This is a genomic window from Saccharopolyspora mangrovi (assembly GCF_035320975.1).
GTDB lineage: Bacteria > Actinomycetota > Actinomycetes > Mycobacteriales > Pseudonocardiaceae > Saccharopolyspora > Saccharopolyspora mangrovi.
Genome location: NZ_JAWLNX010000001.1, coordinates 1 through 14,912, shown reverse-complemented (window position 1 = coordinate 14,912; position 14,912 = coordinate 1). Strand labels below are relative to the sequence as shown.

Here is a 14,912-nt window from a genome sequence, read left to right as displayed (position 1 = left end):
CGTCGGTTTTCCGGGCAGGGTTGAGCCCGGCGAGAATTCGCCGAAAGCCTTGGTGCGGGGCGTTTAGCAGGTGAAGCCGCTGATGAGCGGCCCTACAGCGGTGGCGACCCGGTCATCGCCGTGAATTGCGCGGGATCTTCCGCCTCGAGTCGTGCTCACGAGTGGCGGAGCTGTTCCTCCAGAACCAGAGGATCCTCAGTAGTCGACGCGGTCCGCCTTGTTCCGCCAGGCGTCGAACGCTTCGTTCCTGTTGTGGATCTCGATCCGCACGACGGCGGTCGGGTTCTTGGCGGGGTCGACCATCGCGTCGTAGAAGGCGCGGTCGTCGAAGCCCGCCGCCGCCGCGTCATCGCGGTCAGCGGCGAACAGGACCCGGTCGACCCGGGCCCACATCGCCGAGGCCAGGCACATCGGGCACGGTTCGCACGAGGTCACCAGCACGCAGCCGGCCAGCGAGAACGTGCCGAGCTCGCGGCAGGCGTTGCGGATCGCGACGACCTCGGCGTGCGCGGTGGGGTCCAGGTCCGGCGTGACGCGGTTGGCGCCGGTGGCCACGACCTGCCCGTCGCGGACGATCACGGCGCCGAACGGGCCGCCGCCGGTGTCCACGTTGGCGGTGGCCAGCTCGATCGCGCGGGCCATCCAGGTCTGCTCTTGCTCGGTTGCGACGTCCACGGACATCGTTTCACTCCAAGGGTTTTCGGCGGTGCTTTTAGATGATGTGCTCGGGAGCGACCGGTGTGTGCGGGAGGTCCTTGCCGGTGGCGGCGCGGATCGCCGCGACGACCGCCGGCGTGGTCGAGATGGTCGGCGGCTCGCCGACGCCGCGAACCCCGTAGGGCGCGTTGTCGTCGCCGCGCTCGATGACGTCGATCTCCATCGGCGGCATGTCCAGGATCGTGGGGATCAGGTAGTCGGTGAACGAGGGGTTGCGGATCTTGCCGTTGCTGACCTGGATCTCCTCCATCACCGCCAGGCCGAGGCCCTGCGCCGAACCGCCCTGGATCTGACCGACGACGGCCTCCGGGTTGACGGCCTTGCCGACGTCCTGCGCGCAGGCCAGCTGCACGACCTTGACCAGCCCCAGCTCGGTGTCGACGTCGACCACGGCGCGGTGCGCGGAGAACGCGTGCTGCACCTGCACCAGGTCGCTGCGGCCGTCGGCGTCCATCGGGAAGGTCTGCCGGTGGTGGAACTCGCGGGTCTCCTCGATGACGTCGTCGCCCAGCACCTCGGCCAGGTCGGCGACGACACCGTCGGCGGCGACGACCTTGCCGCCCTGCAGCGACAGCCCCACCGACGTCCCGAACCGCTCGACGACCCGGTCGAACAGCGCCTCGCGCACGGCCTGGCAGGCGGCCTGCACGGCACCACCGGTGACGTAGGTCTGGCGCGAGGCGGAGCTGGAACCGGCCGGGCCGACCGAGGTGTCGTTGGGGTGGATGGTCACCCGCTCCACGCCCAGCTCGGTGCGCGCGATCTGCTGCTGCACGGTCACCAGGCCCTGGCCGACCTCGGCCGCCGCGGTGTGCACCATCGCGGCCGGTTCACCGCCGATGAGCTGCAACCGGACGCGGGCCGTGGAGAAGTCGTCGGCGCCCTCGGAGTAGCAGATGTTCTTGATCGTCACCCCGTAGCCGACGCCGCGCACCACGCCCTCGCCGTGCGTGGTGTTGGACGCGCCGCCGGGCAGCTCGCGGATGTCGGTGGTGTCGCGCTCCTCGGGCATCGGCAGCGCGCGAACCCGTTCCAGCAGCTCGGCGACCGGCGCGGGGGAGTCCACCACCTGGCCGGTGGGGATGGTGCCGCCCTGGGCGATGGCGTTGCGCACGCGCAGCTCCACCGGGTCCATGCCGAGCTCGGCGGCGAGCTTGTCCATCTGCGACTCGTAGGCGAAAGTCGGCTGCACGGCGCCCAATCCGCGCATCGCCCCGCACGGCGGGTTGTTCGTGTAGAGGCCCCAGCCGTCGATGAGCACGTTCGGCACCACGTACGGCCCGACGCCCAGCGTGGTCGCGTTCCCCACCACCACGGGGGTTTTCGACGCGTACGCGCCGCCGTCGAAGTACTGGGTGGCCTTGACGTAGACCAGCTTCCCGTCGCGGGTCGCGCCGTGCTCGTAGTACATCTTCGCCGGGTGCCGGTGCACGTGGCCGTAGAACGACTCCTCGCGGCTGTAGTACATCTTCACCGGCTTTCCCACGTGCATGGCGAGCATGCACACGTGCACCTGGATCGACAGGTCCTCCCGGCCGCCGAACGCGCCGCCGACGCCGGACATCGTCATCCGCACCTTCTCCGGCGGCAGCCCCAGAGCGCGGGCGGTCTGCCTGAGGTCGGAGTGCAGGTCCTGGGTGGCGAGGTAGAGGTCGACGCCGCCGTCCTCGGCGGGGATCGCCAGCCCGGACTCCGGGCCGAGGAACGCCTGGTCCTGCATGCCGACGGTGTAGACGCCGGAGACCACGACCTCGGCGGCGGCGTCCGGATCGCCCTTGACGATCCGCTGGTGGCGCACCACGTTGCCGTCCGGGTGGAGCTTCGGCAGGTCCTCGTCGTGCGCGGCCCGCTCGGCGTCGAGCACCGGGGGCAGCACCTCGTAGTCGACGACGATGCGCTCCAGGGCGCGCCGCGCGGTCTCCGGGTGGTCGGCGGCGACCAAGGCCACCGCCTCGCCGACGTAGCGCACCACGTCGGAGGCCAGCACCGGCTGGTCGATGGTCTTGAGCCCGTAGATGTTGTCGCCCGGCACGTCCTCGGCGGTCAGCACGGTGTGCACGCCGGCCATCGCCATCGCGGGACCGATGTCGATGGAGCGGATGCGCGCGTGCGGGTGGGGGCTGCGCAGCGTCGCACCCCACAGCATGTCCTCGGCCCACAGGTCCGAGGCGTAGGCGAACTCGCCGCGCACCTTCAGCGCGCCGTCGGGGCGCAGCGGCGATTCGCCGATGCCGCCGTCGATGGCGTCGTCGAGCCGCTGCGGCGTCCGCGTCGGTGCCTGGGCACTCGGTCGTTGGGTCATGGTCACGACACCTCCACCAGACGCATCCGGGCGCTCGCCCGGTCCAGCTCTTCGACGACGTTCTCTTCGGTGATGACGTCGACCCCGCCGCACAGCAGCGTGTCGACCTGCGGCAACCGGCCCAGCACCAGAGCGGCGACCGGGTCCTGGATGCCGGTGTGGTCCAGCCCGCCGAGCCGCCACACGGCGATGTCGGCGAGCTTGCCCGGCTCCAGCGAGCCGATCTCGTCCTCGCGCCCGATGCAGCGGGCGCCACCCCGGGTGGCCAGCCACAGCGCCTCGCGCACCGACATCGCGCGCGGCCCGCCGACGCCTCGGGCCAGCAGCAGCGCCTGGCGCATCTCCTCGCCGAGCCCGCCGGACTCGTTGGAGGCGACCCCGTCGACCCCCAGCCCGACGGGGGCACCGGCGTCGAGCAGCCCCCGCACCGGCGCGATCCCGGCGCCGAGCCGACCGTTGGAGCTGGGGCAGTGCGCGGCCCCGGTGCCCGTCTCGCCGAGCCTGCGGACCGCGGACGGCGACAGGTGCACGGCGTGCGCGAGCCACACGTCCTCGCCGAGCCAGCCCAGGTCCTCGGCGTACTCCACCGGGGTGCGGCCGAACTCGGCCCGGCACTGCTCCTCCTCGTCGGTGGTCTCGGCGAGGTGGGTGTGCAGCCGAACCCCGTTGCGGCGGGCCAGCTCCGCGGCCTCGCGCATCAGCCCGGTGCTCACCGTGAACGGCGAGCACGGCCCCACCGCCACCCGGATGCGGGCGCCCGGCGCGGGGTCGTGGAAGGCGTCAATGGCCTGCTGCGTCCCGGCCAGGGCCGCGTCGCGGTCCTCGACGGCGGAGTCCGGCGGCAGGCCTCCCCGGGAGCGGCCCCGGTCCATCGAGCCGCGAACCGCGTGCAGCCGCAGTCCGATCCGCTCGGCGGCGGCCACCACCGCGCCGAACACGTCACCGCCGTCGCGCGGGAAGACGTAGTGGTGGTCGGCGGCTGTGGTGCAGCCGGAGCGGGCGAGCTGCGCGAGTCCGGCCGAGGCCGCCGCGTGGACGGTTTCGACGTCCATCCGCGCCCACAGCGGGTAGAGCTCGGTCAACCACTCGAACAGCGTCGAGTCGGCCGCGTAACCGCGCGTCGCCCACTGGTAGAGGTGGTGGTGGGTGTTGATCAGCCCGGGGGTGACCAGGCATCCGGTGGCGTCGATGCGGCGGACCGGGACGTCCTGCGGCGGGGCCGAGCCCGGTCCGACCGAGACGATCCGGTCGCCCTCGACGACCACGTGGCCCTCGGCGAACTCGGTCCCGGCGTCATCGACCGCCACGACCGACCCGCCTTCGACGACGATCCGCTCACCCATCGCTCCTCCGCTGCGCGGCGAGCCGGACGGCGTCCATGATCTTCTCGTAACCGGTGCAGCGGCACAGGTTCCCGGCCAGCGATTCGCGGATCTCGGCGTCCGAGGGCTTCGGCGTTCGCTCCAGCAGGTCGTGGGTCTGCACCAGCAGGCCCGGGGTGCAGAACCCGCACTGCACGGCGCCGGTCTCCACGAACGCCTGCTGGACCGGGTCCAGCTGCTCCTCGTCGGCCAGCCCTTCCACGGTGCGCACCTCGCGGCCCTCGGCCTGACCGGCCGCGACCAGGCAGGAGCAAGCCGGCACGCCGTCGAGGTAGACGGTGCACGAACCGCACTCGCCCTGCTCGCAGGCGTTCTTCGAGCCGGGCAGGCCCAGCCGCTCGCGCAGCACGTACAGCAGGGACTCGCCCTCCCAGACGTCGTCGGCCTCCTGCCGGCGCCCGTTGACGGTGAACTTCAGGCGCATTCCTGCCTCCCGGAACGGTGCTCGTGCCAGGCCCAGCTCAGGGTCCGGCGGGCCAGCACGCCCAAGGCGTGCTTGCGGTAGTTCGCGCTGCCGCGCACGTCGTCGATCGGCGACGCGGCCTGCGCGACCAGTTCGCCGAACCTGCGGGCCACCGAGTCCTCCAGCGGCCCGTCCCAGTCGAGTTCGGCGGTCAGGAAGTCCTCGGCCTCCCGCGCCCGGATCGGGGTGGGCGCGGCCGAGCCGATCCCGGTGCCGACCGACTTGGCGGCCGGGTCCAGCGACACCGCGAAGGTGCACACGGCGATGACCATCGCGTTGCGGATGCCGACTTTGGAGAACTGCTGCGGGCCCGCGGCCGGCGCGATGCGGGTGGCGGCGATCAGCTCGTCGGGCGCCAGCGCGTTGCGCTTCGGGCCGGTGAAGAACTCGTCCGCGGGGATCACCCGCGATCCGCGCACGGACTCGACCTCGACGCCCGCCCCGGCCGCCAGCAGCGGTGGGTGGGCGTCTCCGGCAGGAGAGGCCGAGCCGAGGTTGCCCGCGACGGTGCCGCGGTTGCGGATCTGCGGGGACCCCACGGTCCGGCTGGCCATCGCCAGACCGGGCACTCGGGAGCCCAGCTCCTCGATGAGCCGCGCGTAGGGGACGCCCGCGCCGATGCGCAGCACGTCACCGTCCGGCGCCCACTCGGCGAGCTCGGGCACGGTGGTGAGGTCGAGCAGGACCTCGGGCCGGTGCCGGTCGAAGTTCAGCTCGACCATCACGTCGGTCCCGCCCGCGATCGGTGTGGCGTCCGGATGCGCGGCCTTGGCTTCGAGCGCTTCCCGCCAGGTGGCGGGGCGGAGGAATTCCACGTCGTACTCCTTCTCGACCGGCCGGTGCGCTGATGTGGCCCAGTACACATTCGTCGAGCAGCCCCTGACTAGCGGGCGATGCCCCGAAAAAGACTCGCCCACCGGAGGGCGCGGTTGTATGTTCCTACGAACGATGCGGAACCACCCGACGTGGCGCACCACCCCCACGGGCTCCCGCCACCGCACCAGGGGCGAGAACTGCGGTGTTCGACCTCCGGGGCACCGCTTCGGGTGACGGAACGGAGAGTGAGTGCGGCTCAGGGATCTGCTCGCCGACGACGAGCTCGGGCTGGTGCTGCTCAACGACGCCGATGCGCTGGAGCGGCCGGTGCGCGGCGTCTACATCACCGACCTCATCGATCCCCGCCGCTACCTCACCGGCGGCGAGCTGGTGCTCAGCGGCCTGGTCTGGCACGGCGGCCCGGAGGACTCCCAGCAGTTCGTCCGGGCCCTCGTCGACGCCGGCGTGGCAGGTCTGGCCGCCGGAACCGCGCGGCTCGGCCACGCCCCGCCGGACCTGGTGGCGGCTTGTCGCGAACACGGGCTGCCCGCGTTCGAGGTCCCCATCTCGGTCAGCTTCAACGCCCTCGCCGAACGCATCCAGTGGCGGGCCGCCCCGCGCCGCGAGCTGATCTCGGCGGTCGCCGCCGGCGCCGACCTCGACCGGGTGCTGCGGATGGCCGCCGACGACCTCGGCGCCGACTGCTGGGTCGTGTCGGCCACCGGCTGGGTCGTCGGCGGCACCGCCGAACTGCCCGAGCAGACCCGCAGGGGAGCGCTCGCCGAGTTCACCCGGGGCCGCCTGCCGCGCACCTGGCGCGCCGGCGACCCGCACGTGCTCTGGCCCGTCGAATCCGGCGCCGAACCGACGGCGGCCCAGTGGTTCGCGCTGGTCAGCGGCGACCTCGTCGAGTGGGACGAGCACCGCGAAGCCGTCGCCGCCGACCTCGGCACGGTCGTCGCACTGGTGCGCGCCCGCGTCGACGAGGCCCGCCGCATCGCCGGGCGCTCCGTCGAAGCCGCGCTGCGGAGGCTCCTCGAAGGCAGCTCCTCGCCGACCGAGGTCGCCGCCCGGCTCGAAACCGCAGGACTGCCTGCCGACGAACCGCTGCGCGCGGTGGCGATGGGCATCGGCGACCCCGCCGAATCCACCACCCTGCTCCGCGAGATCGCAGCCGCCACCGGCATGGCCTCGGTCACCGCGCCCCTCGGCGACGGCGCCGCCGCCCTGTTCGTCGACGACCGCGAACACCTCGCCGACCTGGACCAGCAGCTGCGGCGGATCGTCGCCGACGCCGAAGCCGGACTGGGGGAGCGGCGGCTGGCGATGGGCATCAGCGACATCACCGCCGCCACCGCCCTGCGCGGGGCCCTCGACGAGGCCGCCTACGCGCGCAGGCTCGCCGAGCAGCGCCGCGGCCGCGCCGAGGTCGCCGCCGCGGCCGAACTCGCCTCGCACGAGGTGCTGCTGGCGTCCGCGCCCGACGAACTGCGCCGCTCCTACCGGGATCGGCTGCTCGCCGACCTCGTCGCCTACGACACCGCGCACGGCTCCGAACTCCTCCGCACCCTGCGCGTCTTCCTCGACGACAACGGGTCCTGGTCGCGCTGCGCCCAGCTGCTGCACGTGCACGTCAACACGCTGCGCTACCGCATCCAGCGGGTCGAGGAGCTCACCGGACGCGACCTCTCCGATTTCGGCACGCGGGTGGACTTCTACCTCGCGCTCCGCCTCGACACCGACGGGTAGGGCCGTGACGCGGCGGAGCCGCTCAGGTTCCGCCGAGCGAACGGACCACCTCGACAGTTGCACTGGTCAGTGCGTGTCCTCACAAAGTTGGGTGTGGTTCGAAATCTGACGTTGAGGGCGGTACCGTGCTTGGTCGCAGTTGCGGTCGCCGAGCGCCCGGTGAAGGGCGGCGAAGAAGCGGCGAGAACCCACCCACACCCCGAGACGGAGGTAACGGGATTGACCGATCTGTCCGCCACCACCGGCGTGACGGACCGCCCGAGCGGCACCGCGCAGGAACCCGGGCGGGGCAACGGGAATCCGGATCCCATCCGGCGATTCCTGGATCAGCAGAACCCCGAAACCCCTTGCCTGGTCATGGATCTGGCGCAGGTGCGAGACCGCTACCGGCAACTGCGCACCGCGCTGCCGGACGCGCGCATCTGCTACGCGGTCAAGGCCAATCCCACTCCCCAGGTCGTCGGTGAGCTGATCGCGGAGGGCGCCTCGTTCGACGTCGCCAGCCCCGGCGAGATCGAGTTGTGCCTGGCCAAGGGCGCGGCACCGGAGTCGATCTCCTACGGAAACACGATCAAGAAGCGCCGCGACATCGCCCGCGCCCACGAGCAGGGCGTGCGGCTGTTCGCCACCGACAGCGACGCCGACCTGACCAACATCGCCGAGGTCGCACCCGGTTCGCAGGTGTTCTGCCGCGTCCTGGTCGACAACACCGGCTCGAAGACGCCGTTCGGCCGCAAGTTCGGCTGCACCCCGCAGCAGGCCGCGAACCTGCTGGTCCGCGCCGCCGAACTGGGGCTGGACCCCTACGGCGTGTCGTTCCACATTGGATCGCAGCAGCTGGACCCGGCCGCCTACCGGCACGGCATCGACGCCGCCGCCCGGGTGTTCGCCGACTGCGCCGAGCGCGGGGTGCGACCGCGCATGGTCAACCTCGGCGGGGGACTGCCCGCCGGGTACACCGAGACCGCGCCGCCGCTGGCCGACTACGTCACGGCCATCGAGCAGGCGCTGGAGCACGCGTTCGGCCCGCAGCGGCCGGAACTGCTCATCGAGCCCGGGCGCTTCCTCGTCGGCGACGCCGGCGTGCTGCGCAGCGAGGTCGTGCTGGTCACCGACTCCTGCGACGGGCAGCGGCGCTGGGTGTACCTCGACATCGGGCGCTACAACGGCCTCGCCGAGACCGAGGGCGAGGCGATCACCTACCGGCTGCGCACCGCGCGCGACGGTGATCCGGGAGGTCCGGTCGTCCTGGCCGGACCGACCTGCGACGGTGATGACGTGCTCTACCAGCGGACCCACTACGAGCTGCCGCGCACCCTGCGCGGCGGCGACTGGGTGGACCTGCTGTCGGCGGGCGCGTACACCGCCAGCTATTCATCGGTGGGTTTCAACGGGTTTACCCCGCTGCCCACTTATTGCGTCGACGGCGATCAGCGGCCGTGATCTGCTGCGGCGGCACGTCCGCCCGCAGCCGACCTGGAGCAAGACGTGGCAAATCTGCGAAACGATGGGAGGGGATAGATGTCCGTTGACACCGGAGCACAGGTAGGTCTGTTCACCGGCAGGCACGTCCTGGCAGAGCTGGAGGGCGTTGAACCGGGGCTGCTCGACGACGAGCAGTACCTGCGGGAAGTCCTGCACAACGCGCTGAGCGAATCGGACGCCACGGTGTGCCAGATGATCGCCAAGCGGTTCGACCCGCAGGGCGTCACGGTGTTGGCGCTGCTGTCGGAGTCCCACGCTTCGCTGCACACCTACCCGGAGGACGGCTCGATCTTCATCGACGTGTTCACCTGCGGCCACACCGCCAAGCCCGAACTCGCGGTGCAACTGCTCGCCGAGGCGCTCAAGCCCACGTCGCAGAACGTGCAGACCATCCAGCGAGGCCACGACTACGCCGAACTGGTCTGCTGAACGCTTCTGACAGGTTCGACTCGTGCTGCGCAGCGGTGCGGGTGGCAGAACCTGAGCGGCTCGGTCGACTCCGGGCGCCACTCCTCGTGCATGCCCACGGCGTCGCGGCGTCCTCGCCACGACGCCGCTCAGAACCTGCGGCGGTGCCGGTCGTTCAGGTGGGGCGAGGAGGAAGCGGCTTCGCCGCTCGCCAGGTGTTCGCAGTTGGACGTGAGCCGGGAACGGTCTACTTTCGCGTGTCGGCGCGCCCGCCACGGGAGCCGGCGGGATGCTGGGCACACATCATTGGGGATATTCAGGAGGAACACCGTTGATCGAACTCGACGGGCACCGGTGGATCAAGGAGCCGATGGGCGCCGACCTGCAGCGCCTGTGGCGGGTGGACGACGTGCTGTGGGAGGGCGACACCCCGTACCAGCACGTGGTGATCGCGCGGACCGCGCAGGGCGTCTCGCTGTTCTGCGACGATGACCGCCAGAGCACCGAGTTCTCGCAGCTGGTCTACCACGAGGCGATGATGGTGCCGGCGTTCCTGCTGGCCGCGCAGGTGGAGCGGGTGCTGATCATCGGGTCGAGCGAGGGAGTGGCCAGCCAGATGGCGGTGGCCGCCGGCGCGACCCGGGTCGACCACGTCGACATCGACGAGCTGTGCGTGCGCAAGTGCGCCGAGCACCTGCCCTACGGCTACACGCCGGACGAGCTCGCCGCGGCCGAGAAGGGCGAGGGCCCGGTCACGATCCACTTCGCCGACGGCTGGAGCTTCCTGGACACGGCCCCGCCGGAGGGCTACGACATCGTCGTGGTCGACCTGCCCGACGAGCGCGCCGACGACGCCGACGGCCAGCACAACCGGCTCTACGGCCTGGAGTTCATCCAGCGCTGCCAGTCGGTGCTCTCGGCCGGTGGCGTGGTCGCGTTCCAGGGCGGCTGCCCGACGGTGTGGCGCAACGAGACGCTGATCCGCGCCTACAACCGGTTCCAGTCGGCGTTCGAGACGGTCGCCTACTTCGGCTCCGACGAGCACGAGTGGGCGTTCCTGTTCGGCCGCGTGGAGCCGATCGACGACCCGATCAACCTGATGCTCGAAGCGCTCCCCAACAGCGCCTACGAGCCGGAGACGATCGACGACGCCTCCCTCATCGGCGCCACGGTCCCGCCGCACTCGGTGCGGAACCAGTCCTGACCACACCGCCCCTCGGCGTCCGTCGCCGAGGGGCGGTTCCGGTCAAAACCGACCGGGCACGACGGGCGAGGACTGCCGTAGCGCGGAGCCCCGGATCACGGGGAGTCGAGGTACGGGTGGAAGGTGCCGCCGTCGGTGGGCAGGAACCACTGGTCGAAGGCCAGGCCCTGGTTGTGCAGCTCGGCCTCCACCTTCGCGGCCTGCTCGACGACCTCCGGCTCGGCCTCGCCCGCCAGCGGGACGTCGATCTCGTAGAGCTCGGCGTGCTCCACGCCGCCGAAGGCCCTCGCGGCGAACGCCTCGAACACCGGCTCGCTGTCGCCCCAGCTCATGAGCTCGGCGGCTTCGAGGACCACCCGCGCCTCGTTGATCACCAGCCGCAGCGCCAGCGCCTCGGCGACGCTGCGCGGCGGCGTCCACACCGGCTCGGTGAGCCGGACCGCCACAGCCGCTGAGGCCAGCACGAACGCCCGGGCGAAGAACGCGTCGTAGCGGTGGTCGTAGCAGGGCGGCAGCTCCTCGAGCACCAGCAGCCCGACGGCGTCGGCGACGGTCGCGTTGTTGACCGCCAGCGCGAGCTCGTCGTAGAAGATCTCGTCGGTCACCACCCGAACCGCGTGCACCAGGGCGCCGGCGGCCAGCGAGGCCTGCTCGCCCTCCACGCCGAAAGCGCCGGTCTCGAAGGCGCGCAGCCGCGGCGCGAGCTCGGCTAGCCTGTGCTTCCAGTGCTCGGCGTCCATCGCGGGCTCGCCGGAGGTCTCCAGCGCCTCCTCGATGGCAGCTTGCAGCGCGTCGTCGGTGTCGACGTCGTCGGCGGCGGCCAGCCGCTCGTTGAACTCGTCCTCGGTGATGCGGACCGCGGACTCGGCGACGGTCCAGCCGATCAGCAGCTCGGTCTCCACGATGAGCTCGTCGAGCACCGATGCCGCGCCCTCCTCGGCGGCCTGCAGCGAGGGTGCGTCCAGCGCGAGCAGCACGCTCACGCCCGCCTGGTGCACGGTGATGCGGTAGTCGAGCACGTCGATCTCGGACTCCTCCGGACCGCTGACCCCCTCGACCATCGCGAGGTGGCGGTCCAGCACGGCCGCGACCCCTTCCTGCTGCAGCGGGTCGAGCTCCACCACCTCGGCAGGTGGTGCGAGTTCCGCCGTCACCGCGTAGTCCACCGCGTATCGCCCTCTCCTCGACTGCTGGTCGGCATGGTACGACGTCGCCCTGGGCGTGACCCGTCCAGCGGGCGGGGTGTCGGGGTCGGCGATGATGGTCCGGTGACGACGAACGTGGTGGTCTTCGGCAGCTGCAACATGGACCTGGTGGCCTACGTGCCGGTCGCGCCCTCGAGGGGTGAGACGGTCACCGGCCGAGAGTTCCGCACGGTCCCCGGCGGCAAGGGCGCCAACCAGGCGATCGCCGCGGCCAAGGCCGGTGCGGACACGCGCATGATCGGCGCGATCGGCGCCGACGAGTTCGGCGCGGAGATCCGCCGGGTCTTCCAGGAATCCACTGTGGACACCCAGGGCCTGCGGACGGTGCCCGGGCGCAGCGGAACGGCGCACATCGTGGTCGACGACTCGGGGGACAACTCGATCATCGTGGTCCCGGCCGCCAACGGGACCGTCGACGCGCTCGCCGACGGTGACGAGGAGATCATCGCGAGTTCGGACAGCCTGCTGCTGCAGCTGGAGATCCCGCAGCCGGGAGTGGCGGCGGCAGCCGCCGCGGGGAAGCGCAACGGCGTGCGGGTCGTGCTCACGCCGGCCCCGGCGGTCCCGCTGCCCGACGAACTGCTCCGCGACGTGGACCTGCTGGTGCCCAACGAGCACGAAGCAGCCGTGCTGACCGGCCACGACGACCCCGAGCGCGCCTTGGCCGCGCTGCTGGAGCTGGTGCCCGAGGTGGTCATCACGCTCGGTGCTCGCGGTTGCGTCTACGGCGACCGCGACGGAGTCCGCCACCAGGTGCCCGCGTTCCCGGTCCAGGCGGTGGACACCACGGCGGCCGGCGACACGTTCGTCGGCGTGCTCAGCGCCGCGCTCGGCGAGGGCGAGGAGGTCCCGGAGGCATTGCGCCGGGCGGCGGCCGGTTCGGCACTCTCCGTGCAGCGCAATGGGGCTACCAGCGCAATGCCCACTCGGGATGAAATCGTCCGCTTCTTGGCGAACTGATAGCCGAAAACTCCAATTGCCGGCGCCGACCGCCATCGGCGGTCATTGCCGGGCAATTGGTCCGCAAACGGGGCGGGCCGGAAATGTCCGAAGCCAAATCCGGCCGCCCGTGCCCGGCCGTTCACCGAGCGTTGTCGTAAGCCTCGACGATCTCAGCCGGAATGCGGCCCCGGTCGGAAACCTGCATGCCCTGTTCCCGGGCCCATTCCCGAATGGCCTGGTTGCGTTCCCGGTCGGCCTGGGTCGGCGCACCGGACGGCTTTCCAGGCTTGTTGCCAGACCGCTTGCGGCCACCGGTCTTACGTGCGTTGGCCACGAAAGACGCCAGTGAGTCCCGCAGTTTCGCGGCGTTGTCGGCGGACAGGTCGATTTGGTAGTTCACCCCGTCCAGGGCGAACTCGACGGTGCTGTCGGCTTGCGAGCCGTCGACATCGTCGACCAGCTGCACGGTGACTTTCTGCGCCACGGTTAAACCTCGATTCCGGCTCGAATCCAGTCTCTGCGCGCACGTGCCCGCGCGACGAAGAGCGAGCGAACAATAAACGATGCTCGGAAGAATGCTCCACCCGGTATCGAAATTTGGTGGCGTCGTGGATTACCTTGGGTTCAAAACGGCCGCCTTCGGTTACCGTCCGTTAGTTGGCGGGATGCCGGGGCGACACGAGACGTCCGGCGTGCCGAGCGGTTTTCGGCCGATCGGACCGGGTGCTCTATGGTTGAGTGCGGGACATCTGCTAAGCGTCGTGCTACAACGTGGTCAGGACTAGCAGTAGTCTTACCTGGAAGTCGCGGATCGAGACGGGGCGCGTTCCCGAGACAGGTGATCATGGCCGAGCGGATTCAGGTTGATCTCGTCGATGACATCGACGGGTCGCCAGCCAAGCACACCGTCACCTTCGCGCTTGACGGCGTGAGCTACGAAATCGACCTGAACGACGGCAACGCCAAAGCGCTTCGTTCGGTGCTCGACCGCTACATCAAGGCCGCTCGCGCGCCCAAACCGGCGGCCGCTGGCGGGACGAAGCGGCAGGAGCGCGAAGAAGAGCAGGCGCGTCAGGCCAACAAGCAGCTCACCGAGCAGATCCGCGGCGCGGCGCAGCGCACTCGCGAAGCGCTGAAGAAGCCGGGGTCGGACGAAACGGCCGAAGCTCCCGCGAAGGAAGCCGAGCCCGAGCTCGTTCCCGTCGAGGACGCCGAACCGGCTCGGACCGAGACGACTGCAGAAGCTCCTGCGGTCTCGCTGCCGCTGTTCTCCTCCGCCGTGGACTGAAGCGCCGGCTTCCAGTTGTATTGACGCGATTCCGTTCCGCCGGCCGTCGTGCCGGTGGACGTGTCGCAGCAAAAACCGCACCGGAGCGCGGAGCTGAATCCGGTGCGGTTCGAGATCTGGGATGTTTCAGTCCGCGGCGCGGTGTCTCCGCGCGCGGGAGCGCGTGCCGCTCGAGCGCGATTCCTTCGCAGGTGCCGAGTCCGCTCCGTCCGCGAGCGCGGTCGCGAACTCCGGCGGGGCGCTCGGGCCCCAGTCGCGGTCCTCCGGATCGGCCAGAGTGTTGCGCAGCTCGGTGTATATCGGAGTCGAGTCCACTGCTACCCCCGTTCTGACAAGTCGTCGGCAGGCTACCCGCGAAATCTAGGAGCACCCGCTCCGCGGACCAACTACCACCCGAAGGTGGATCGCCCGCTCAGTCGGCCGGGCGTGGGGCATTGCCGGTTGGATTGGCGTTCATCCGCTGCCTGACCTGGGGTTTCACCCTTAAAGGGGGGTGGTGTTCACCGGGTTTTTCGGGGTGCGTAAAGTATTCCAGGTCAGCGCGACACGGACCGGGAAAAACCGGGCCGGGCCTGACGGGGCCCCGAGAACCTCGCTTAAGCCTCCGGGTGTTAGCGTGGACGGGTCCCGGAAAACGGGTAAGACATTTTGATAATGTGAATACCGATTGAGCGGTTGTTTTCGCTTGATGTCGCCGAGTGCGGGACTTGCTTGCAGGTCACGGAATGGTGACGGACGAGAATGAGACCCCCCGGTTTGACCGAGGAAATCAGGATGGTCTAAAGTGGGAAACACCGCGAGAGCGGGAATCACCGAGGAAATGACTCCCCGGATCGTGCGGCTCTGAAATGGGTCGTGGGTGATGGTGTGGGTGTGTTCTTTGAGAACTCAACAGTGGACTGTTTTGGTTAGTGTTCTTTATATGCCCCTAACCAACTCATCGCGGGATCT

General features: G+C 70.5%; 13 protein-coding genes. 6 read left to right on the top strand and 7 right to left on the bottom strand.

All coding sequences use genetic code 11. The features are described 5' to 3' along the window. Positions 1 to 195 precede the first annotated feature (195 nt). From R4I43_RS00065 to R4I43_RS00045, 5 genes are read right to left on the bottom strand one after another with little or no spacing between them, the layout of a single operon-like run. Entirely contained in the window at positions 196 to 681 is a 486-nt protein-coding gene (locus tag R4I43_RS00065) for a nucleoside deaminase (protein ID WP_324263383.1), read from the bottom strand. Positions 682 to 712: 31 nt separating this feature from the next. Further along, complete coding sequence (gene pucD, locus R4I43_RS00060) at positions 713 to 3,019, bottom strand: xanthine dehydrogenase subunit D (RefSeq protein WP_324263382.1); 2,307 nt, start codon at positions 3,017 to 3,019, stop codon at positions 713 to 715. A 2-nt stretch (positions 3,020 to 3,021) separates the two neighbouring features. Continuing rightward, a complete protein-coding gene (locus tag R4I43_RS00055) occupies positions 3,022 to 4,362 on the bottom strand; it encodes an 8-oxoguanine deaminase (protein WP_324263381.1) in 1,341 nt (446 codons plus the stop codon). Then, positions 4,355 to 4,825, bottom strand: a complete 471-nt coding sequence (locus R4I43_RS00050; protein WP_324263380.1) for a (2Fe-2S)-binding protein — start codon at positions 4,823 to 4,825, stop codon at positions 4,355 to 4,357. The genes R4I43_RS00055 and R4I43_RS00050 overlap by 8 nt, the downstream gene beginning before the upstream one ends. Next, positions 4,816 to 5,679: an FAD binding domain-containing protein gene (locus R4I43_RS00045; protein WP_324263379.1), complete on the bottom strand. Its 864-nt coding sequence runs from the start codon at positions 5,677 to 5,679 to the stop codon at positions 4,816 to 4,818. Before R4I43_RS00045 ends, R4I43_RS00050 begins: the two co-directional genes overlap by 10 nt. Positions 5,680 to 5,929: 250 nt before the next feature. Here R4I43_RS00045 and R4I43_RS00040 point away from each other — a divergent pair, with 250 nt between their 5' ends. From R4I43_RS00040 to R4I43_RS00025, 4 genes are all read left to right on the top strand, one after another. Beyond that, positions 5,930 to 7,429, top strand: coding sequence for a PucR family transcriptional regulator (locus tag R4I43_RS00040; RefSeq protein WP_324263378.1), 1,500 nt, complete (start codon positions 5,930 to 5,932; stop codon positions 7,427 to 7,429). Positions 7,430 to 7,648: 219 nt separating this feature from the next. After that, positions 7,649 to 8,872 (top strand): type III PLP-dependent enzyme, encoded by a 1,224-nt coding sequence (locus R4I43_RS00035; RefSeq protein ID WP_324263377.1) that lies wholly within the window; start codon positions 7,649 to 7,651, stop codon positions 8,870 to 8,872. Positions 8,873 to 8,950: 78 nt separating this feature from the next. Continuing rightward, positions 8,951 to 9,343: an adenosylmethionine decarboxylase gene (gene speD / locus R4I43_RS00030; RefSeq protein WP_324263376.1), complete on the top strand. Its 393-nt coding sequence runs from the start codon at positions 8,951 to 8,953 to the stop codon at positions 9,341 to 9,343. Between the two features lie 310 nt (positions 9,344 to 9,653). Continuing rightward, complete coding sequence (locus R4I43_RS00025; protein WP_324263375.1) at positions 9,654 to 10,526, top strand: spermidine synthase; 873 nt, start codon at positions 9,654 to 9,656, stop codon at positions 10,524 to 10,526. 95 nt (positions 10,527 to 10,621) lie between these two features. Here R4I43_RS00025 and R4I43_RS00020 read toward each other — a convergent pair whose 3' ends face one another. Beyond that, complete coding sequence (locus R4I43_RS00020; protein ID WP_324263374.1) at positions 10,622 to 11,692, bottom strand: hypothetical protein; 1,071 nt, start codon at positions 11,690 to 11,692, stop codon at positions 10,622 to 10,624. A gap of 102 nt (positions 11,693 to 11,794) precedes the next feature. Here R4I43_RS00020 and rbsK point away from each other — a divergent pair, with 102 nt between their 5' ends. Beyond that, entirely contained in the window at positions 11,795 to 12,691 is an 897-nt protein-coding gene (rbsK, locus tag R4I43_RS00015) for a ribokinase (RefSeq protein ID WP_324263373.1), read from the top strand. A gap of 121 nt (positions 12,692 to 12,812) precedes the next feature. Here the strand turns inward: rbsK and R4I43_RS00010 are convergent, their stop codons facing one another. Continuing rightward, positions 12,813 to 13,157, bottom strand: coding sequence for a histone-like nucleoid-structuring protein Lsr2 (locus tag R4I43_RS00010; RefSeq protein ID WP_324263372.1), 345 nt, complete (start codon positions 13,155 to 13,157; stop codon positions 12,813 to 12,815). A 360-nt stretch (positions 13,158 to 13,517) separates the two neighbouring features. Here R4I43_RS00010 and R4I43_RS00005 point away from each other — a divergent pair, with 360 nt between their 5' ends. After that, positions 13,518 to 13,961 carry an Lsr2 dimerization domain-containing protein gene (locus tag R4I43_RS00005; protein ID WP_324263371.1) on the top strand — a complete coding sequence of 148 codons (444 nt, stop codon included), beginning with the start codon at positions 13,518 to 13,520 and terminating at the stop codon, positions 13,959 to 13,961. Positions 13,962 to 14,912: the final 951 nt, after the last annotated feature.

Excerpts from the sequence above, each read along its gene's own strand:
- R4I43_RS00065 (WP_324263383.1), bottom strand. The coding sequence starts at position 681 with ATGTCCGTGGACGTCGCAACCGAGCAAGAGCAGACCTGGATGGCCCGC.
- pucD (WP_324263382.1), bottom strand. The coding sequence starts at position 3,019 with ATGACCCAACGACCGAGTGCCCAGGCACCGACGCGGACGCCGCAGCGG.
- R4I43_RS00055 (WP_324263381.1), bottom strand. The coding sequence starts at position 4,362 with ATGGGTGAGCGGATCGTCGTCGAAGGCGGGTCGGTCGTGGCGGTCGAT.
- R4I43_RS00050 (WP_324263380.1), bottom strand. The coding sequence starts at position 4,825 with ATGCGCCTGAAGTTCACCGTCAACGGGCGCCGGCAGGAGGCCGACGAC.
- speD (WP_324263376.1), top strand. The coding sequence starts at position 8,951 with ATGTCCGTTGACACCGGAGCACAGGTAGGTCTGTTCACCGGCAGGCAC.
- R4I43_RS00005 (WP_324263371.1), top strand. The coding sequence starts at position 13,518 with ATGGCCGAGCGGATTCAGGTTGATCTCGTCGATGACATCGACGGGTCG.